Raw genomic sequence first — 19,713 nt, 5'->3', positions numbered from 1 at the left:
CTCGAGCCCATAGGCAATGTGCCGCCCGCAGAAGCCGAAGCCGCATTCCACGCTGCGCTGGAAACGCGCGATGTGGCCGCGTAGCTAACGAACATCGGCCTCCGGCAGACCCGGAGCGGTTCATGCTGCTTCAGCGCGAGGGCTGGGACGTGAACCACAGTCGAGGGGACCGTGGCCCCAGTGGGGACGCGCAAGCCCGAAGACGGACGCAGGATCTACAACGAGCTGGGCCTTCAGCTGCGCAACAAGTCGCCTACACGGCGGGTGAAGGCGAAGCGGCGAGAGGACCGGCGGGACGCCACGGCGGCCAACGAGACCTGGGCGATGGACTTCGTCCACGACCAGCTCGCCACGGGAACGAAACTGCGCGTGCTGACCATCGTCGAAACCTTCTCGCGGTTCTCCCCGGCCGTCGACGCCCGGTTCTCCTGACCTTTCCCCTGGATCAGGGCCGCGCTGAACTGGAATCCTCCGGCTGGGGGTTGATGCTCAGCGCCGGCGTGACGCCTTCGAAGGGCTGGTGCGTTGGCGCGGCTGTGGTTTCGAGGAACTCCATCGGGGACATGTAGCCGAGGGCGGAGTGGGGCCGCACGGCGTTGCAGTAGCGACGCCAGGCGCCGATCTCCTCGCGGGCGTGACGGAGCGACCGGAACCAGTGGAGGTTCAGGCGCTCGTCGCGCAGCTTGCCGTTCAAGCTCTCTACGAAAGCGTTCTGCACCGGCTTGCCCGGCTCGATGAAGCGCAGCCGCACGCCGGTGCGCTCGGACCATTCGAACATCGCGCGGCTCGTGCCCTCGGGGCCGTTGTCGAGGACGATCTCCTCGGGAAGGCCCACGCGCTCGCCCAGCTCGTCGAGGAGGCGGGCCACGCGGGCGCCCGAGATCGAGAGGTCGACGATCCGGCCCGGGCAGAACCGGCTGTGATCGTCGACGACGTTGAGGATCCGGAACCGTCGGGGATCGACCAGCCGATCGCTCATGACGTCGAGCGACCATCGCTGCATCGGCCGTTCCGGAACCTGCGGCGCGATCCTGTCCCGCCGCGGCAGCTTGCGCCGTTTCTTCGTGCGCACCTGGAGACCCTCGGCGCTGTAGAGGCGCCAGGTGCGCTTTCGGTTCACCACGAGGCCCTCGCGCCGCAGCATCGCATGCAGGCGCAGACATCCGTAGAGGCGGTTCTCCGACGCGAGGGCCCGCATGCGCTCGAGCGCCGCCGCGTCGTCGCGATCGACCGGTCGATACTGTTGGACGGATCGTGAGAGGTCGACGATCCGACAGCTCCGCCGCTCGCTCAGACCCAGCTGGGAGATCAGGAAGCCCACGGCTCTTCGCTTGGCCATGGGCGTCACCCGTTTTTTGCCAGAAGCTCTTTCATCGCGGTCATGTCGAGCATCTGATCCGCGACGATCCGCTTGAGCCGGGCGTTCTCGACTTCGAGCTCCCGCAGCTTCTTCGCGTCCGAGGCTTCCATGCCGCCGAACGTCTTCCGCCAGGCGTAGAACGTCGCCGTCGAGATGCCCTGCCTCCGGCACAGCTCGTCGACCCTGGCTCCGACCTCGTTCTCCTTGAGCACCGCGATGATCTGCTCGTCGCTGAACCGGCTGCGCTTCATCGGATCGTCCTCCTTCGCTCATTCAAAGGTGGAAAATCCCAGCTTGCAACGGCCCGGATCTCGGGGAGAAGGTCACTCCTACTGGGGCGAGGACGTGGTCTCGACCCTGGAACGGGTCTGCGCGGGCCTGGGCTTCCCGAAGTCGATCCGGGTCGACCAGGGCAGCGAGTTCGTCTCCCGCGATCTCGACCTGCGGGCCTATCGGCACGGCGTCATCCTGGACTTCTCGCGCCGCGGGAAGCCCACGGACCGCGATTTCATGTTTCGGCGCCGCGATCGCCCCGCTGAGGAGCTCGCTGATCGCGCCTCACGTTCTACGGCCGCTTCAGGGCCGAGTGCTTGAACCAGCACTGGTTCCTGACGCTTGCGGACGCCCGCGAATAGCTGGAGGCTTGGCGTCGATACCGCAACGAGGAGCTCTCCCACGGGGCCATCGAGTACAAGCCCCCGATCCTCCTCATGAGCACCGACGGCCCATCCGGCCAGCCGTCGTCAGCAAGCCCGGAAACTCCAACCCCGGGCGATCCAAGGTTCGGGTTCGGATCAAGTTCGAGATCAACGCTAGATTATCAGCGAGGGCGATCTGGGGCAGGGCCAGGCATTCCAGCTTCGAGCCGGTCCACTTCTCAGAGCTTGGAGCAAGCGCGGTCACGTCGAGCCCTATGACGCCCGCAATCAAAGTTCGTTGCACGCCACCGGCGGCAGCGGGCTTTCCAGAAGCGCCGTGCGGCCTGTTCGGCTGTCGTCGAACAGCGTCAGGAAAGCTTCGCCGAAGTCGGTATCCGGCGCTGCCAGCAACTGAGCGTAAGCATCGTCGAACAGCGTCCAAGCCGTGTCATAGACAGTTAGACCCACCTGCGCGAACTCCTCACGATGGGCCTGAATTTTCTGCTCGACCACTTTCTGGTCCGCGCGCGCCAGGTCCCGCAATAGATCCGCGGCGTAGCGGGACTGGAAGCTCAACTGGCTATCAATAGAGAGCATGTTCTCTTCTAGCGCATCCAGTTTCTGTTTCAGCGTCTCGCCGGCGTGGGTACCCTTCAGACAGTCCAGGCGGGAGCGGGCGTTGCGGATCTGCAGGATGAAAGTCACCAGCGTGCGGCCGTTGATGCGGATGTTCTGGATCGTGTTAATTGCGGCGAGGCCGACGGCGGCCAGACGCTCCGCCTCGGCGGCGTTCACCGCGGCGTCGGAGGCCCGCAGGGCTTCTTCGATGGCTGCGATCCTCTCCAGCGCGACGGCGGCTTCCGCGCCTTCGCCGCGCAGATCCTCGATCAATCCGCGGGCCTGCTCACGGAACTCCGCGCCCGGCCCGCTGGCGGCTTTGGTCAGGTTCTCGTCAGCGGTTCCCAGCGCGTCCTCGAATTCACCGTTGGCGATATCGGTGGCGAAGGGGTGTTCGGGGCTCCATCCATTGGCCAGCAACGGCGCGACCAGAGCGGGGCGCATCCCGCCATATGTGACGCGGCCTTCGCCACGGATATCGTAGTAGGCCTGCTCGATACGCCGCGGGACGCCAAGCAAGTGGTGCGGGGTGCGCAGGTGTCCGCCGCGCAGCACGAAGCCTCCGCGGGCGCCCTGAAGCCCGTCGGGCCGGACCAGGCGGAACGGGTCGAGCACGATCTCCTCGACGTTCCCCACCGTATCGTAGAGCCCCGCGAGATTGGGTGCGCGTGAGCCGACATTGGGTTCGGCCCGGGCGCTTTCGGCGATGTTGGCGATTTCAGGGATGCGCGCCATGCGGATGGTCCCCTGGTCGTCGATGGCGTATCCGGCGCCCGACAGCGATTGGTTGGTGAGCGCCCCGCCCCGGGCGGCGAATTCCCACTCCGCCTCCGTCGGCAGGCGCACGAAGCCCGGGCTGCCGCGCTCCCACAAAGTGGCGAGGCCTTCATTGGCGGCTCCGTCGGCGATGCGGCGACGGTTCTCCGCCATCAGCCAACCGTTCATGGCGCGGGTGAATGCGACGGCGTCGTAGTAGCCAAGCCCGGCCTTGGCTGCGATCCGGCGCGGTCGAGCGCGCTCGGCGAGCACGTCGACCGCAACGCAGGCGGCGGCAGCGAGCTCGCCTGGATCGTCCTGCGCATGGGCTGCGAAAGCGCCGCTTTCAAACAGGGCCCACTGGATCTCAGTGACTTCATAGGCCGCGATGTAGTAGGCGCGACGGGCCATAAGGCCATAGTCCTGCAGCACCCGCACGTCCTGCGCGTCCAGCGTGAACCCGCCGGAGATGCTGTCGAAGCGCAGCGCCTGGCTGTATCGGGTGCGCTTGGTGTCGTCCGCGGGGGCGCCGCCGAGCTCTGTCACCCGCTGGGCGAGAAGGTCTTCAGCGGGCACATCGATGCGGCGGAACACCATGCCCCGGCCGCAGGGCAGGGGCAGCACAATGCGCTCGAGAGCGGCGTCAAGAATGGGCGCGGGCGCGGTGCAGGCACCGGCCGAGCGAAAGGCTGCAGGATCGTCCACGCGGCACCAATCCTCGGCGAAGCCCTGCGCCGAGGCCTGCGGCGTAGCCGCTTCCTGCGCCGGCTCCTGAGCCTGAGCCTGAGCCGCGGCTTGCAAGGCGAACGCTGCCGAGATGGTGAATGCGGCGATCCTGGCGCTGTTCGGCGTCATGAAATTGCTCCGTTGCTCTACTTTCTTGCTCTGCTTTGAATATGGCCGCGTGGATCAGTCCCGCCGGATGGCGGCGCCGATCGCGTCGGCGGTGGTGGCGCGGGTCTGCGACGCCGCCCCGCCAGCGGCTGCCAGCACGGCGAGCCCCAGTCCCCCGAGCGCCGCCCCCCATGGAAAGGCCCCCGGGGCCTCGATGTCCATCAGCGCAGCGGCCTCGGGGCCGATCACCCCGGCGCCGAACCGGACGATTAGGATGGCGAGCCCCCCGCCAATGAGGGTCAGCGCCACGGTCTGCACGACACGCATGAGGGCGACGTCGCCGGGGGTGAAGCCGATCAGCACCAGCAGGCCCATATCCGCTGCCTTTCGGCGGGCGTTCAGCCATTCGACAAAAAACAGCGCCGCCCCGAAGCCGAAGGCGGAGAGCACCAACACCCCGGCGAAGGCGGCGCCGAAACCGGTCTCGATTTTCTGCAACCGGGCGATGCGCCCCTGCTCATAACGGATCTCTTCCACGTTCATCTCCGCGCGCAGTCGCGCGGCAAGGGGCTCGGCGTCGTGGATGGTGCCCGCAAAGAGGCGAAGGCTGGTCCAGTCGATGCCAGGGGGGACATCCTGCGGGAATGCTTCTCTCGGGGCGCCGCCGTCGCGCCAGGCCAACAGGGCTCGGGCGATGGGCGCAGGCAGGTAGACATAGGCGCCGCGCTGCGCGCCGATCGAGACGACGGCGGTGACGGTGGCGTACAGGTATTCGCGTTCCGTCCGACCCGTCCGCTCCCGCACAGCCATCAGCGCGACGCGGTCGCCCACAGTTGCGCCCAACCTTTCCGCTGCAGGCCTGGAGAGGGCGATCTGGTCCAGGCCCACCGGGACGCCGCCTTCCGGCAGATGCGGGTCCCCGGGGGCGGTTGTCAGCACGCCCAGCGCCTCGAACGCGCTGCGCCCCGGCTGCCGCTCGCGATCCGGCGCGCGGGCGAAGAGTTCCGAAGAGATGCCGCGCGCCAACTGGCCGGCGACGAACGCGGTCTCCGGCCAGTCGGCGATGCGGGCGATCTCCTCTGACGACCAGGCCTGGAAGCCGACTCGGGCTCTGGGCTCGACTTCGCGGTTCTCCACGTCCCGGGCGATGGCGTCGACCCAAGGCGCGACCACCACGTCGCGCGCCGCCAGGAACGCCGCGCTCGGCGCTGCGACGCTGGCGAACAGCGCCACCGTCAGCGCCGCCGCGAGCGCGTCGCCCGCCAGATCCCGCAGGGCGTAGCCAGCGATGCGCGCAAGGCGGCGCAGCCGGGCGCGCGCGCCGGACGCGGGCGACGGCTCCGTGTCGTACGGCGTCCGCGGGGGCGTCCTTTGGCTGCGCTCGACGGCGCTCATACGGGGACCAGGCGCCGCAGGTCGCCATCGCTCGCATCGGCACGCAGGTCATGCATCGCGAAACCGTGACGCCGGGCGCGATCGCCATCGTGGGTGACGATAATTACCATGCCGCCGGTTTCGGCCGCAAATTCCGCCAGCCGGGCCAGAACCCGATCCGCGGTCGCAGGATCCAGCGCCGAGGTCGGCTCATCCGCCAACGTCAGCGTTCGCGGATCGGCGAGCGCGCGCAGCAATCCGACCCGCCGACGCTCCCCGCCCGAAAGCTCCGCCCGGCGACGGCCGAGCGCGGCGTCGACGCCCAGCGTTCTCGCTTCCCGCTCTAGCCTTTCGCGCGCCGCCGCGCTGCGGAAACCGCCACGGGCGTCCAGCCCGGCCAAGCCGTTTCCCCTCGCATCGAGAAAGGGCAGCACGCCGCCGGACTGAGGCACGTAGGCTATCGTCTCCGCGCGCAGGCGTGCGCGCGCGGCGATGTCGCCGCTGCGGGCGAGCTCCGTCAGATCCCACCCTCCCAGCTGATACTCTCCCAACTCGTCGGGGCGACGGACCAGGCCCAGGAGCTCCATGAGCGTGGTCTTGCCTGCCCCGGAGGGGCCGGTCAGAGCCACGCAGCCGCCGGGGGCGACGTCGAGCGAATCTAGCGCCACTTCGAGCAGCGTCTCCGCACCGCCGGGCCTCACCCGCGCGCCGCGCACAGACAAGTCCGCAGTCATGGAAGGTCCCGCAGGGGCAGTGGATAGAGGTCGTCCGCCGGGTCTTCGTTGACCTGCATCCAGCTGCGGTCGGAACGCAGGATCACCCGATAGGCCGACAGCTTCTCGCGCACCCCGTTCAGCATGTCGTCCTGCTCCCCGAAGGACAAGCCGATGAACTGATCCATCGTCATCGAAGCGAGACGGGAGGAGTAGGGCAGCGCCGAGAGGAAATCGATGCTGATCGCATCAAGCAGATTCGGATCGGTTTGCATCCGGCCGGAGGCGTCGCCGCCTTCCTGCTTGAAGTCGCCCAACGACTTGCGCTTGTCCTCGACGTCGCGAACGATGTCCGCGAGGGCCGAGGCGAGGGTCTCGATCTGGCGCCGGCTAAGCAGCGCCGACACCTGCAGCGAGCGGATCGACTGATTGCGAAGGTCCCGGTCGGCCGCCCAGGCGCGGTAGAACGCAGGCGGACGCACGCCCTCGTAGTCGCCCAAGAACTCCTGCTGGAAGCGGAAGATGGAGCTGACCAGGGGCGCCGCGGCTTTCTCGGCGTTGTCGACCGTGAGTTCGGCGGCGCCGCTCTTCAGCGCTAGAACGTCCTCGACCGTAGTCTCTTCCACCCGCGCCTCTTGCCCGCGGGCGGCGCGCTGCAAGATGTCGACCAGCTGGTTCTCCACCGCCTCCAGGCCGCGACGGAACGCGCCCGCCGTGTCGCCGACGACCGGCATGTAGGCGCCGAGCGCCCGGTACTGCGCTTCGCCTCGCAGATGCTCGCTCTGCCCCGCTTGCCGCCGCGCCTCCTCGGTGCGCAGGTGCAGGGTGTAGATGTCGATATCCGCATTGCTCAGCACCGCGCGGAGCGTCTGCGCGCCGTAGGATCGGATCGAGGCCAGCGCATCCTCGCCGTCGCGTGCCGACGCGTCGGTGATCAGCACGATGATGCGCGAATCCACCTCGTCCCAGGACATCTCCTCCACCGCGGCGCGCACGCCCGCGAAGGCGTCCTCGCGCCAGTCGCGGGTGGGAACCCGCGAATTCTCGATGCGCTTCACGTCATCGAGCATGGACCGGATGTCATCCGGCCGCCCCAGATCGCGGAAGATGCGGGTCAGATACTCCACCCCCGCCACGGCCTGAATGTTGTCGCGGTAGCCGACGAGGCCGAACCGGAACCGGTCGGACACGCCGGATTGGCCGAGCCGCGTGTAGATGTTTTCCACGAAGTCCTTCGACGCCTCGACGTACGGGCCCATGGAGGTGGTCGTGTCCATTACGAAGACCACGCCGGTCACGAACTCGGAAAGAGCGGCGGGGTCGACCCTGCGATCCTGCATCTCCCTGATCGAGGTCGCGGCGCCGTCCCGGGTTTCCGCCTCGCCGGTCAGACCCGCCAGCTCAAGCAGCATGACGTCGTGGCCGGCACCATACTCGAAGTAGGCGTCCCGGTCGAAGTCGAGGATCGGCATCAGGTAGGTCTGGTTCGCGCCGACGGCCTGGCGCGGCTCCACAGTCAGCAGGCGGCCCCCTGCGTTCTCGCCGCGGGCGACCGCGTCGTAGAGCTTCTCGACCACGGCCTCGCCTGCCTGGTCCTGGACCACCGAAATCAGAGATTCATGGTCGCGGAAGAACAGCACCCGGTCCCGCTCCACGCCGCGGGGAGCGTACTCCATCACCAGCATGGTCTTCCAGGTCTCGGTACGCCCGTGGGGAATCCAGCCGTCGGCGTGGGCCGAGGTCCGCCCGACCGCGATCCAGCGAGCGCCATCGACCTCGTGCTCTCCGAAATCATAGAGGATGGTGAAAGGCGGCAGCGGAGCGGGCGCGCCGCCGTCGAGCGGGATCATGGCCGCACCCGGGCGGGTCAGAACGCGGGCATGGAGCCCCTCGATCTCGTTCCCCCGCGGTTCAGACGGCGGTTCGGGGAAATCGGAAACGGCGGCGATCGGCTGCGCGTCCTGCGAGACGGCGACGCGGTCATCGGAGCGCTCGTCGATCAGCAGACCGGGGACGGCGTCTGCGGAGGCGGGGTCGACCGCCGGCGCGGTCGCCGCGTCGCCTCCGGCCAAGTTCCCGGACCGGGGATCGCCCGCCGCCGGCGGCGCGACGGCGGACGCGGCCTCGCCGACCTGCGGAACCTGCTCGGCCGCAAGTGCGCCGCCTTGCTGTTTGACGGCGTCGGGAGCGGGGGGAATCAGGCTCTCCAGCCGCCCGAGCCCGGCCGTCAGCTGCTCTCCCAGCGCGGCGCGGGCGGCCTCCGCCTCCGCACGTGCGGCAGCGGAGGCCTCCAGAGCCGCCTCCTCCTTCGTCTGCGCGGCGCTCAAGCGGGCGCGCTTTACGTCGCCGCCATCCGATGGAGCGGCATCCTCTAGGGTTGCAACGATGGCCTCCAGCTGGTCGAGCCGTTCGGAGACGGACCGATCCTGCGCGAAGACGTCGACCGGCGTCAGGCCCGCCAAGATCGCGGCGAAGGCGGCGGCAGCCGCCGGTCTGTCGAGGCTCGACATGATCATTCCTCCAGCTTCGCGAGGTCGTTGTCAGCGAGGAACACGGCCCCTTGGCCGCGGATCCATGCGAGCCGGCGGGTCAGGCCCGCCGCGGTGGTGGCGCGTCCCAGCGACAGCACCACCTCGGCCGCGCCCAGCATCCCGAGGCTCTCCTGCCCCTCCGGCCCGGCGTAGATCGTCTTGGGCTGACTGACATGGGCGAGATGCGGGTCCGGGTCAAAGACGGCGGCCGGCCGCTGGAGCCGCGCGAACGGCGGGCGCCGCTGGTCCTCCGCCTTGCTCGCGAAACCGTGCAGGACGACGGCGGCGTCCCAACCGCTCATCTCGGCGCGGAACATTGCGAGGGTCTCGGCGATCCAGCGGGCTCGACCGGCGACCTCTTCGGCAGCCTCCGCACGCGCCTCGGCCTGCTCAAGCTCGGTGGCGGAGACACGGTCGCGTCGGGACGACGGGGAGGAGGCCTTGAGAGCTTCTAGTCGGGCGCGCAGATCCGCGGCGCGCCGCGCGTCATGCGGCGTAGGTGGCAGCGGGGGGGCGAGGCCGGCGGACGCCGGTCCGTCGGTCGCGGGCGAAGGGGAAGGCGCGGTTTCCGCAGGCGCAGCCTGCGACGGGGTCGATTTCGCCTCCGCGTCCGTCTGCGCGGCGAGCGGCGCGTAGCCCGGATCCGCCGCACCGGCGGTCGAGTCGTCCTGGGGCGCTGCCTCCGGCATGGCCGCCGCGCCTTGCTCCGCAGCCGCGCCACCGCCGGTTGTTGGGAAGTTCGCTGCGATCGGCCCGCCAGTCGCGTCCACGGCTTCCGACGTCTGCGCCGGCGCCGGCGCCCCCTGCGCCTGCGCGGCGATCGGAGCCGCCAGAGCCGTCGCCAGGACGGCCAGCCTTGCTTTAGCGAGCATAATCATCCCTCCGGGTGCAATTCCTGCGTCCCGCCCGCGCCGCCGCGCCGGACATGGACGATGGCGACGAGACAGACCGCCGCCCAAAGCGTCGCGACGACCGGCTGCGCCTCGGCCAACGCAGTGGCGCCGGGCGCCGAGCAGCCGACCAGCCGCGCCCCCCGTCCCGCGCCGAAGCCGAGCGCCAGCGAGCCGAATGCGGCCAGCACGGCCAGACAAGTATCCGCTCCAACCGGCAGCCCGCCGAGGACCGCCTGAGCCTGCGGCGCCGCCGCGGCCGAGGGAACGGCGAGCGCCATGAGCGCCGCGGCGACCCCCGCCGCCGCTCCGCGCGCGACATCCTCTGCGGCGCGAAGATCGGACAGCGCCAGCGCCGCCGCGAAGACTGCGGCGCTGGCCGCTGCGGCGCCCCAACCCGTCAGCGTTGCCGCCCCCGCGAAGCCGCAGAGCCCGGTGAGCGCCGCCATAGCGGGATGCGCGCCTCCGAAGCGGCCCGAGCGGGGCGCCGCCGCGCCCGCCAGCGCCGCTGCGGCGGAGAGGAAGAGGGCGACAGAGGACAGGCTCAAAAGTCCAACTTCATGCAAAGTTCCTCGAGCAGTTCGGCCTCTATGCCGATCCGCTGCAGCTTGTCGTGCAACGCTGCGGCGCTCATTCCCGCAGCAGCGGCCTCCGTCTCCAACTCGCCGATCTGGCCGATCAGGCGGAGGTAGCGCTGCTGCAGCGCCGTCTCTCCGCTGCGTCCCGCCTGTTCGTAACGGGAGCGCGCGATATCCGCCTTCTCCGCCAGGCAACTGTCGAGTTCGTCGGCCCTGTTCCGCATCCCGGCATGGTCGATATCCGCAAGGCCAGCGACCAGTTGCGCTGCGCGCGTCCCGGCGTCAGTCCCGACGCAGTCCATGATGGCATCATGGCGGATCTTGCGGAGTCGCCCGTCGACGCCGTCGAGACGTTTCTCCGCGGCCGCGACGCCGGTTTCCAACTCCTCGAGCAGCTCGGGCAGGGAGCTGAGCTTATAGGGGCATCCCGCCTGTGCGGCGCCCAGGGCGGCGATGACCAGAAGGCTAGCGAAGAGCGCTGCACGCACAGGCGCCGCGGATCGGTAAGCGGTCATTCCGCGGTCCCCTCAGGTGTCAAATGAGCGAGGCGGTCCATGGCGACGGCGTGAATGGGCGCCGCGCAATGCCCGGCAGCAGCCGCCCGCGCCGCCGCGTTGCGATAAGCGCTGCGCGCGGCGTCTGGACGGCCGCTCTTTTCATGGATCAGGCCCATGACCATGGCCCGGGCCGGCGCGTCGGCTGGCGCCGCGGCGGCGATCTGGCGCTGCAGCCCGGCCAGTTGCGCGCGGTTGCGGGACAGTTCATCGAGATAGGACAGCGCCTCGATCGCCAACGCGGCGTCGGCGTCGCAATCCCCCGTTCCAGAAGCGAGCCGCCGCCCGAGCTCCGCCGTCAACGCGTTCCAGGCATCGTAGTGACCGGGATCGGCGCGAACGGCCTGCACCAGCGCCTCCCGCCGCACGTCGCCTTCGCTCGATAGCGCCAGCGCGAGCCAGGCGTCGGACCGGCAGTGCCCTTCGGGCGTCGTTTGCAGCGCGGCTTCGGCATGAGCGCGAGCCGCCTCGGGATTGCCGGCGCGGCGCAGGGACTTGGCCATGCCAAGCTCCGCGCGCCATGCGGCCTCGGGCGAGGCCTCCATCGCGCGCTGCAGATAGCCCACGGCTGCCGACGCATCCCCCGCCAGCGCGGCGGCCGCGTACAGACGCCGCGTGTCCAAAGGCAGAGCCCGCATGGCGGCGGCACGGCGCATGGCGCAGCCGTCGCCGGCCGGGATAAGACCCGAGCTTCCGGCGACCTCTGCGGCCTCCTCGGCGAACCCACCGCCTTCGGCGAGGGTCTGCAGCGCCTTCAGAGTCTGTTCGGGAAGGCTTGCGTCTTCCTGGGGGGACTGCTCGCCCTCGTCCTGCGGATCGGGCGGCGTCTGGGTGGACAGCCAGCCGAGCACAGCCATGGCCGCCGCAGCGCCGAGCAGCGCAGCCCGGTCGAAAAGGCTGGCCCGCTCGCGCATCAGTCGCGCACTCCCGGCGTCTCGAAGTTGCTGTAGGACCGGCGCATGCCCACGCCGGAGGAATAGTCCATGAAGTAGCTGCGCAACGGCAGCCCCGTCTCCGCTAGCGCCCAGTACAGGCGCGACGCCTCGGCCATCCCGTCGGGATAGACCAGCAGGGTCGCGCCCATCCCGCGAGCGTCCAGTTCGGCCGCCAGTTCCGCCAGTCTCGCGGCCCCAGCCTCGCCCGCCAGCGTCTCGGAAGCGGCTTTCAGCGCGCCATGGTCCGGCCGATAGGTGGCACGGTATTCGTCGACGTCGCGCAACTGGGTGCGCGTGGGCCGGAGGTCGAGTTCGCCCTGCGGGGAGTCTCGCCCCTCCAGCGCGTCGTCGACCAACTGCGAGAAGTCGATGCGCGCGACGCCTTCGGAGGTGATGTAGAATGTTGCGTAGTAGGGACGTGAGGTGTTGTCGACCTGGGCGGGTCGCGGTATTCGCGGCGCGAGCTCGGTCACGTCTGGCTCTCCCGGCAGAAGCAGCGGGGCGGACACAAGCAGCAACATCATCGTCGCCAGGATCACGACCGCAAGGGCGTTCGCGGCGACATCGAGGAAACCCGCGTCCGTACTGTCATCCGAGACGCCGGGGATCATTCGCCGCTCCCCGACCGCAGGGCCGCCAGAAGGTCTCGCCAGAAGGGGCCCTCGCTTTCCACCGGCGCGAAGTCGAGCCGATGCAGGGGACCTCCCTGCTCAGCCTCGATCCGGTCAAGGTCGCGGCGCGCACGCAGGGCGGGGGTCAGGCCCTCACCGGCCTCCACGCAGCCGGGCGCGACCCCGACCAGCAGAACCCCGCCCTGCGGCCAGACATGCGCCACCGCTTCGGCGAAACGCTCCGCATCAAGGGCGATGGGTTCGACGTCGAAAGGCCAGGCCACGAAGGCGCCCTGACCGTCGCACAGGATCGCGCCATCATAGGCGACCGGGCGCAGCTCCACCGGCTTCGCCGGCTCCTGCAGGGCGAAGACCACGATGAAAATGCCGATAGTGGCCAGCAGCACGTCCACCAAGGCGGTCATGCTCAGGGCGACGCGCGGCTCCGTCGCCGCGCCGAATCCGAATGGAGGTCCAGCGGCCACGGCGATCAGCCCCGCACGATCCGCGCAACCAGCACGTGGCGTGCCGCGTCCGAGCGCGCCTTGTGCCAGACCGAAACGGCCATCGTAGGCAGCACCATGGCGAGGCCCACGAACGTGGTGTCGAAGGCATAGCGAAGCGACGCAAGCACCTCCCGCAACGCGGCGTTGCGCTCGCCTCCGCCTTCGAATACCCCCTCCAGGCCGCCGATGGAGCCGGAGATGCCGACCACGGTGCCGACGAAGCCCAACAGCGGCAGCGCCCAGATGGCGTAGGACACTGGCGCCATCCGCGCGCCGCGCCGCGCGTCGAAGCGGTCGGCCGCGACTGATGCGCCGAGCGCCCGATCCGGCGCGCCTTCGCCATCAACCAGCGCGGCCAGCCGCCCTGCCCCGAGCATACGGCGAAGCTCTCGAGGCACCTCCCGCCCCGCCGCCAGCGCGTCCTGCTCCAGCCGCGTCGCCGCAAGTTGAGACAGGCCGTATAGCACGGCCCAGAGACCGCTGACCACGATGGCGAAGCAGAAGTCGTTGTCGAGATAGCGCGGGATGGACACAGCGGCGACTGCCGCATTCTCGCCCGGCGGCGCTAGGCGCGCAACCAGCGCGCCCAAGGCAAGCGCGAGCGCTAGCGACATCGCCAGCGGCAGCGCGATCTGCGGCGTCCAGGCCACGTCCGCTCTGTCCAGCCTGGGGGCGGCCGATGTATGATCGGCAACCGTCATGATCCTTCCTCCGAGGACGCGCGCTCCAGCGCGTCGATGGCCTCCTGGGCGCGCTCCCGCGCTGTCTCCAGGCTGTACAGCCGGTCTGAAAGTCTGTTGGCCGCGTCTTGTAGCGCAGCTCGCTCTTTCGGGTCGTTCGAGGCGGCCGCCGCCGCCTCGATCTCCGCCAGCTTGGCGTCGAAAGTCGCGACCACCGCATCGAGCTGCGCGATGGCTGCGCGCAGCTCCTCAGGCATCGGCGCACCGCCTTCAACAGACTCCGGCGCCGACTCTGTCGCAGCGCCGCCGGGTCTTTCGGGCTCCTCGGCCTGCCCGGCCGCAAGGCCGGAGCAGGCCGCGGCCAGCGCCATGAGTGCGACGAGCGCCGGTCGGATCATTGCTCGATCTCGTCATCGGTCTCGTCGAGACCGGCTGTCTGCTCGAGGATGGTGCGCATGGAGTCGTTCATAGCCGTCAGCTCGGCATTCATCGTCTCCATCGCCGCCATCACCTGATCGATGGAATCGACTTCCATGTAGGCGATGATGACCTCGCGCTTATCCTCGATCTCCTCCACCAGGAGCTCGCTGTCGGCGGCCTGATCGAGGATCGAGAGCTTGAGCTCGCCGATCCGGTCCAGCTTGTCCTGCCAAAGCTCCGCGACTTCGGCGAGGGCAGGGTTATCTCGAGATTTCTCGAGCAGGTCATCGCGCTTCTTGGACCAGGAGGCGATCAGTTCTTCCAGCTTCGCCCATGCCTCGGAGTCGCGACCCAGATCGGCGTTCACCCCGCGAACCGCTTCGAGCATCTGGTCCAACGCCTGCACGGCTGCGTCCTCGACGTTCGCGCTGTCCATGGCGGAGGTGAAAGCTTCGAATGCGGTGGAGATGCGGCCGGCGGATTCAGTGACCGTGTTGGTAATGGCGGTCACGCTGGGATCGGCGTCCTGAGCGGCCAGCGGTTGCCACGCGACAGCGAACGCGAGCAGGGCGGCGGGAAGCGCGAAACGGGTCATGCTTGGGTCCTTTGGTTGAGCGGCGTCCGTGCGCCGGATCCTGGTGACGTTCAGTTTTCCATGCTGATGTCCGCATCGGCGGCCACTTCGCCGACGTCGTATTGCAGCACTTGCCCGAGCGTGCCGGTCATGTCCGAGAGGCTGTCCTCGATGTCCTGCAGCTTCTCAACGAGCTGCACGATCTCGCCCAGCTTCAGCGACAGCTCGATCTCCTTCTCCAATCGGGCGAACTGGCCCAGCAGAAGAGTGATCTCGCCTTCCTTGGCGACGATGGATTCCTGCAGCTCATTGTAGAGTGCCGACTGCCGCTGAATGCTGGCCAGCATACGGTCACGGTTCTCGCTCGGCTCCAGCCGCTCGATGCGCTTCTGGGTCTGGCGGATCTCCACGCGCACCTCGGAGAGCGCGTTGATGAAGGGTCCGTTGAGCGCCAACTGATCCACGGCCACGTAGGCGTCCTGCTGGATCTGGCGGATCTTCTGCAGCACCTCGTCGCCCTGGGCCGCAGCCTCCTCCCCGTCGCCGTTGATCGAGGAGATCAGCGACATGGCGTCGGAGATGCCCGACTGCAGGGTCTTGGCGGATTCCTTCATCGCCGTTTCGGCGGCAATAAGATCTTCGCGCGACGAAGCCGCGAGTGGCGACGTCGCCGCCGCAGCAAGGGACAGGGCGAGCAGGGCGAAAGACAGGGTGCGCAAGGGCGGCATGCGTCTCTCCAATTGGTCGAATTCGGTTATGCGGCGATCAGAGATCGCCGGTGAACGCACAGGTCTGTTCGGAATTCTCGACAGAGCGCAGAATTCTAAGGCGGGCATCCACCCGGCTGTCGAAAAGCTGGCTAAGGTTTGAAACGGCGGTCTCTTCGTCGTTGAGCGCGTCGGTCTGCCTGGCAAGGCCTTGCAGAAAAGCGTTGCGACGCTGCGGCGTGAAGCTCTCATCGGCCTGCAGCTGCTTTTCGCGATCATTGACGCGTGCCTTGCCGTCGTAGACGCAGCCTAGCAGACGGTCGAGCGCCTGCGCGCCTCCGCTCAGTCCCGGCAGGTCGAGGAGGTCCCGGATCTCGTCGCGTTTCTCGGCACCGTCCTCACCGCAGTCGTCCCCCGTCCGCATCAGCAGGCGAAGTTCGCGCTCCAGCTCTCCCGCCCGGGTCAACGCGGTTTCATAGTCGCCGTAGGTCTCCGCCAGCTCCCGTCGCTCGGCCGACATGTCCTCGAGGCGCATCTCGCACAGCTGCGTCGCGGGCGCCGGTGGCGCGGACGCCTTGAAAGCCGGCGCTACGCCCGCCGTGTCCAGATCACGTTCGATCGAGGTGAGCAGCCGCTCAGCCTCTTCGATCGTGACGTCGTCCTGGGCGGCGGCCCCGCCGACCGCCAGCGCGGCGATGGCGACCAGGGGCGCAAAAGTGCGGCCAATGCGGGTCAACGGGTCCATCCTCCTGCAGCGAGGTCGGCTTCATTGCGGATGCGGGCGACGATGGCGCCTGCAACCATCGGATCATGCTCCCGCGCGGAGACGAGCCCGACAATCTCCGGAACGCCGTCTACGACGGCGACCACCGGCGCGCCGGAGACGCCCTGGGCAACCGGGCAATCGAGCGCGAAGACGCGCGCGTCGTCACGCAGAACGCGACAGGGCGCGATGCGGCGGCCTGCGGGCAGCGCGATCTCCACGACGTGGCCGGCGTGCGGCTCCCAGCCGATCCGCATCGGGGCGACGGGCAAAGGCTGGGTCAGCAACAGCCTCGCGCGGTCCGCTGCGACCGTGTCGGCCCCTGCGAGCGCGACAGGGTCGAAGTCGGCGTCCGGCAGAATGGCTTCTATTCCAGTGAAGCGGCCATCGGCGACGAGGGTGAAGCCGTCCAGGCCCAGCAACTCGCCGTCATCAGCGTGTACGCAATGCGCGGCGGTCAAGGCGGCTCGGCGCTCAGTCACGACGGCGTGGCAACGCAGTTCGCCTCCATAGCGAAGCTGTGCAACCAGCAGCAGCGGTGGCGGCGCTGGAGCCGCGTTGGTCGCAGCGCTCGCGGAAGCGGGGGCTGCCAAGTGGCCCGGACCGACATAGGGGGTCTCGGAGCCGCATCCGGCGGCGCCTGCCAGCAGGGTGAGCGTCGTCGCGAGAGATTTCATGACGCCACCTCCGCTGCGGCGGTCCGAATATCGAAGCGTCAGATGATGAGCAGTTCCGCCGCGGCGACGCTTTCCTCAGCCGAGGCCACATGAGCCTTCTGCATCGCGCTTAGCTCCGCATTGGTCTTGAGCACGGCTTCCGTTCCGGTCTCGCCGCTGGTCCGCCGACTCTGGACCGTCACGCCACGGACAGTGCGCGCGGTGTAGCTTGGGCGCTGCACCACAGGCTCGTAGGCTTCGGCGCGGGCGACGAACGCGTCCACGTCGTCCGCTCCGCTACGGCGCGCAGCCGACACGTAGATGTCCGCTCGCTCCTGCAGCCCTTCAGTCACCGAGGCGATCAGGTTGTCGTCAGTGCGGGTCTGCTCAAGGATGGCGCGCAGTTGAGCGCGGGCGCTCTCGCCGCCGATCTTGCCTGCACGTATCCCGGTCTTCACATCCTCGATAGCCCGAAGACGGCAGGCGTTCAGTTCAGTCAGCGCGTTCGACAGCAGATCGCCTTGCTCCGCGTCGGCGCGCGCGTCGCCGTCGATAACGCGCCTCAGTCCGTCGGTCGAACCTGCGCGGTCCTCCAGATCCTGGTAGTAGCCGATCGTCGCGCCCGCAAATGCACCCGCGACCACGCCGCCCACAAGACCGATGAGAACGCCGGCCGCAGTATTATTGGCAGCTCTCCCAATGGCGCCGCCAGCCGCGGCGCCGGCCAGCGCACCCGCCGCGGCGCCGGTCGCAGCCCAGTCGCGGATCTCCTCCCGCTGCTTCAGGCGCACGTTCACGAAGGGCTGGCGATACTGCGTGCACTCGTTCGGATCGAGCATGTATTCGCTCGGATCGCTGAATGCGATCCCGACAGCGCCGAGAGGGCCGCCGCCGGCGCAGGCAGAGGCAAGAACCACAGTCGAGACCATCGCAAAACCAAGCAGCCGACGCGCGAACGCCCCCCTTACGCCGGCCTGAACAGAGCAAATAGCAGTGGTCATATATCATCTCGCAATGAAAAACCGCCAACAACAAGATGCCACCGCATCATAAGATTCGATTCGGCCGCATGAACACTCATGCAGAATGCCAAGCGGAATGCAATGCATTATTGAGTAGATCCCGAAAGCCAACCAACCAGACGCGCTTCTTGACCGACACCCCTGCAAATCGGAAGCGTTGCAGCATGGCAGCCGCGTGTCACCGCAGAGCAAGCCTCGACGCTAATGATCGCCCTAGTGGAGGCGGATGCTCCTTCCGACACTCTCTCCCTCAGTCCGAACAGAGCGAGTTGCTCCAAGTCATCTCTCATGTGAGTCGATGCAGCGGCAATGGTCGCAAGGCGGCCACCATGAGGGCCAGTTTCACGTTGGCGAATGCCGCTCTGCCAAACAGGCGCTCTGAAAGTCCGGCGCCCCGCGACCATTCTTCAGGGGAAAAGTACAGAGCGCACCGGGTCGAATCGGCACTGTCGGCAAGATCATGGCTTCGATGGCGCAGCATCCTTTCCCGCCCTCTCCGCTTTTCTAGCAGTGTCACTCAGCCCTTCGAGATTTGCTTGCCGCTCGCAAACGACCGATCGCGAGCCAGCCAACCGTCCCCCAGATCAGCGCCACGACAAGCAGAAGACCGTTGATCTGTCTCGCGGGCGACAAGGCGCACAGCAGCGCCACGTCCAGCAGTCCACATAGCGTCGCCCACGCAATGGCGCACCGAAATGTTCGCGAAAAGACGCCAGACAATAGCCCCCCAATTCCGCCAAAACTGAGAGATGATCCAATAAAAATCGCAAGATAATCTTCCAACAAAAATATCTCCCCTACCTTCTCATGCAAATATTACAGCAAGCATCGAGACTGCCAAAACAACTTTGAACTGCACGACCGGACCGCTTCGCATGCTTCGGGATGCGACCTTTCTGAACGCCGTATCGAGCAATCTGTTCGAATTGATACGGCATGCCCGGCGCGCCGTCTATCAGGATGACGATCTCGCTATCCCGCGACCGTAGCCAAGAGCGCTATGCGGGCTCTCATTCCCGGGAGAGCACGTTTGTCCGACCCTGGAGGCATTCGCGAGAACAGGGCCAACACCAGTCAGCTGGCGAGATCGGCGATGAAGGCCGTCGATGCGCCACCAGGGTCAGCTTGCCCGGACCTCTCATTCGCTCATCGTCCGCAGAACGTTCACGGCGTCCTCGCCGCCGCAGGTCGACGCGTATTTCCGTGCGCCGCCCCCCATTCCGTTCCATCGGATCTCTAGCCCGTCTGATCTGGGTCCGCCCAGTGATCGAGCAACGTCCGCATCCCCCAACCCGCCCCATCTCGGCCGCGAAGTGGAGCGGCGGCATGCGTTCGCCGCCAAGCGTCGGCGGACGTTGGCGCGGATCAGCCCTGCGGCGGAGCAGCAGCGCAAGGATGCGATCGAAGCCCTTCAGTTCAGCGGCGCTCGTAGGTCTCCCCGGAAGGCCGCGAGGCGCTTGAGGATTGCTCGGTACTCGGGTCTCTCCGCACGATCAGCAATCAGCGCCCGTGTCTCGGCCGCGAAAAGACTCGACCCGGCGCCAAGCCTCGCTTCCATGAGGGTCGGCGGAACGTTGGAAGCCCTCAATCCGGCGACGAGATTCGGGACGCTCCCCGACCATTCGCGTGCCACGTGCGCCTGCAGCAGCGAATTGCTCGGCGACTGGTCCGGCACTGTCAATGGCGTTGGAAAGTTGGCCACGGGGGGGGCCGCGAGAACCAACCACTTGAGGCGCCGGCGGAGCGCCCCCCCCCCCCCGGAGTTCGGGGGGTCGCTTCGCTTTCTCGGTATCGAGGGGGGCGTCGTCGGCCGGCCTTCGCTCCGCTCTGAGCGAGTCGATAGGAGCGACCGTTCAATTCAAGGGTGTGTACGGTGTCGGCGGGACGGCCATCGCCGGTCTTCGGTAGAGGTTCGGGTTGCGAGACCTTGAATCGGAACCGGAGACGACGATGACCGACGATAGAATGGCCCTTCTGGAGCTCGTGGAGAAGG

General features: G+C 68.1%; 19 protein-coding genes and 2 pseudogenes. 2 read left to right on the top strand and 19 right to left on the bottom strand.

Annotation, left to right across the window (positions count from 1 at the left end; translation table 11 throughout):
* Positions 1 to 122: 122 nt before the first annotated feature.
* Positions 123 to 429, top strand: a pseudogene (locus tag P2H44_RS25330) (hypothetical protein); the annotation flags it as partial.
* 16 nt (positions 430 to 445) lie between these two features.
* Here the strand turns inward: P2H44_RS25330 and P2H44_RS25325 are convergent.
* Positions 446 to 1,611 (bottom strand): IS3 family transposase gene (locus P2H44_RS25325; protein ID WP_275768296.1). Its coding sequence is split into 2 segments (ribosomal slippage): positions 446 to 1,359 and positions 1,359 to 1,611, totalling 1,167 coding nucleotides; the frame shifts between segments, so codons are not numbered across the junction.
* Between the two features lie 73 nt (positions 1,612 to 1,684).
* On the opposite strand from P2H44_RS25325, the pseudogene P2H44_RS25320 reads away from it, so the two are divergent.
* A pseudogene (locus P2H44_RS25320) lies at positions 1,685 to 2,100 on the top strand (integrase core domain-containing protein); the annotation flags it as partial.
* 186 nt (positions 2,101 to 2,286) lie between these two features.
* Here the strand turns inward: P2H44_RS25320 and P2H44_RS25315 are convergent.
* The 18 genes from P2H44_RS25315 to P2H44_RS25230 form a co-directional block, all read right to left on the bottom strand.
* Complete coding sequence (locus P2H44_RS25315) at positions 2,287 to 4,227, bottom strand: formylglycine-generating enzyme family protein (RefSeq protein WP_275768293.1); 1,941 nt, start codon at positions 4,225 to 4,227, stop codon at positions 2,287 to 2,289.
* A gap of 54 nt (positions 4,228 to 4,281) precedes the next feature.
* Positions 4,282 to 5,601, bottom strand: coding sequence for an ABC transporter permease (locus P2H44_RS25310; RefSeq protein ID WP_275768290.1), 1,320 nt, complete (start codon positions 5,599 to 5,601; stop codon positions 4,282 to 4,284).
* Positions 5,598 to 6,314: an ABC transporter ATP-binding protein gene (locus P2H44_RS25305; protein ID WP_275768288.1), complete on the bottom strand. Its 717-nt coding sequence runs from the start codon at positions 6,312 to 6,314 to the stop codon at positions 5,598 to 5,600. The genes P2H44_RS25310 and P2H44_RS25305 overlap by 4 nt, the downstream gene beginning before the upstream one ends.
* A complete protein-coding gene (locus P2H44_RS25300; protein ID WP_275768286.1) occupies positions 6,311 to 8,803 on the bottom strand; it encodes a vWA domain-containing protein in 2,493 nt (830 codons plus the stop codon). The genes P2H44_RS25305 and P2H44_RS25300 overlap by 4 nt, the downstream gene beginning before the upstream one ends.
* A gap of 2 nt (positions 8,804 to 8,805) precedes the next feature.
* On the bottom strand, positions 8,806 to 9,696 hold the full coding sequence (locus tag P2H44_RS25295) for a hypothetical protein (protein WP_275768284.1): 891 nt from the start codon (positions 9,694 to 9,696) through the stop codon (positions 8,806 to 8,808).
* Between the two features lie 2 nt (positions 9,697 to 9,698).
* Positions 9,699 to 10,163 carry a hypothetical protein gene (locus P2H44_RS25290; protein ID WP_275768282.1) on the bottom strand — a complete coding sequence of 155 codons (465 nt, stop codon included), beginning with the start codon at positions 10,161 to 10,163 and terminating at the stop codon, positions 9,699 to 9,701.
* Positions 10,164 to 10,258: 95 nt separating this feature from the next.
* Positions 10,259 to 10,807 carry a hypothetical protein gene (locus P2H44_RS25285; protein WP_275768279.1) on the bottom strand — a complete coding sequence of 183 codons (549 nt, stop codon included), beginning with the start codon at positions 10,805 to 10,807 and terminating at the stop codon, positions 10,259 to 10,261.
* Positions 10,804 to 11,760 (bottom strand): hypothetical protein, encoded by a 957-nt coding sequence (locus P2H44_RS25280; RefSeq protein WP_275768277.1) that lies wholly within the window; start codon positions 11,758 to 11,760, stop codon positions 10,804 to 10,806. The genes P2H44_RS25285 and P2H44_RS25280 overlap by 4 nt, the downstream gene beginning before the upstream one ends.
* Complete coding sequence (locus P2H44_RS25275; protein ID WP_275768275.1) at positions 11,760 to 12,392, bottom strand: hypothetical protein; 633 nt, start codon at positions 12,390 to 12,392, stop codon at positions 11,760 to 11,762. The genes P2H44_RS25280 and P2H44_RS25275 overlap by 1 nt, the downstream gene beginning before the upstream one ends.
* The gene (locus P2H44_RS25270) at positions 12,389 to 12,805 is read right to left on the bottom strand and encodes a hypothetical protein (protein ID WP_275768272.1); all 417 of its coding nucleotides are present in this window, start codon (positions 12,803 to 12,805) and stop codon (positions 12,389 to 12,391) included. Before P2H44_RS25270 ends, P2H44_RS25275 begins: the two co-directional genes overlap by 4 nt.
* 77 nt (positions 12,806 to 12,882) lie before the next feature.
* Positions 12,883 to 13,599 (bottom strand): MotA/TolQ/ExbB proton channel family protein, encoded by a 717-nt coding sequence (locus P2H44_RS25265; protein WP_275768270.1) that lies wholly within the window; start codon positions 13,597 to 13,599, stop codon positions 12,883 to 12,885.
* Positions 13,596 to 13,976, bottom strand: a complete 381-nt coding sequence (locus P2H44_RS25260; protein WP_275768268.1) for a hypothetical protein — start codon at positions 13,974 to 13,976, stop codon at positions 13,596 to 13,598. Before P2H44_RS25260 ends, P2H44_RS25265 begins: the two co-directional genes overlap by 4 nt.
* On the bottom strand, positions 13,973 to 14,593 hold the full coding sequence (locus P2H44_RS25255) for a hypothetical protein (protein WP_275768266.1): 621 nt from the start codon (positions 14,591 to 14,593) through the stop codon (positions 13,973 to 13,975). Before P2H44_RS25255 ends, P2H44_RS25260 begins: the two co-directional genes overlap by 4 nt.
* 50 nt (positions 14,594 to 14,643) lie before the next feature.
* Positions 14,644 to 15,300, bottom strand: coding sequence for a hypothetical protein (locus P2H44_RS25250; protein ID WP_275768263.1), 657 nt, complete (start codon positions 15,298 to 15,300; stop codon positions 14,644 to 14,646).
* A gap of 37 nt (positions 15,301 to 15,337) precedes the next feature.
* A complete protein-coding gene (locus P2H44_RS25245; RefSeq protein ID WP_275768260.1) occupies positions 15,338 to 16,015 on the bottom strand; it encodes a hypothetical protein in 678 nt (225 codons plus the stop codon).
* Positions 16,012 to 16,719, bottom strand: a complete 708-nt coding sequence (locus tag P2H44_RS25240; protein WP_275768257.1) for a trypsin-like serine peptidase — start codon at positions 16,717 to 16,719, stop codon at positions 16,012 to 16,014. The genes P2H44_RS25245 and P2H44_RS25240 overlap by 4 nt, the downstream gene beginning before the upstream one ends.
* A gap of 38 nt (positions 16,720 to 16,757) precedes the next feature.
* Positions 16,758 to 17,699 (bottom strand): hypothetical protein, encoded by a 942-nt coding sequence (locus tag P2H44_RS25235; protein ID WP_275768254.1) that lies wholly within the window; start codon positions 17,697 to 17,699, stop codon positions 16,758 to 16,760.
* A gap of 534 nt (positions 17,700 to 18,233) precedes the next feature.
* Positions 18,234 to 18,503 carry a hypothetical protein gene (locus P2H44_RS25230; RefSeq protein ID WP_275768252.1) on the bottom strand — a complete coding sequence of 90 codons (270 nt, stop codon included), beginning with the start codon at positions 18,501 to 18,503 and terminating at the stop codon, positions 18,234 to 18,236.
* Between the last annotated feature and the right edge of the window lie 1,210 nt (positions 18,504 to 19,713).

It is taken from the genome of Albimonas marina, assembly GCF_029223255.1.
In the GTDB taxonomy this organism is placed as follows: Bacteria; Pseudomonadota; Alphaproteobacteria; order Rhodobacterales; family Rhodobacteraceae; genus Albimonas.
Note: the sequence above shows the minus strand (reverse complement) of the source record. Positions and strands in the feature narration are given on the sequence as shown.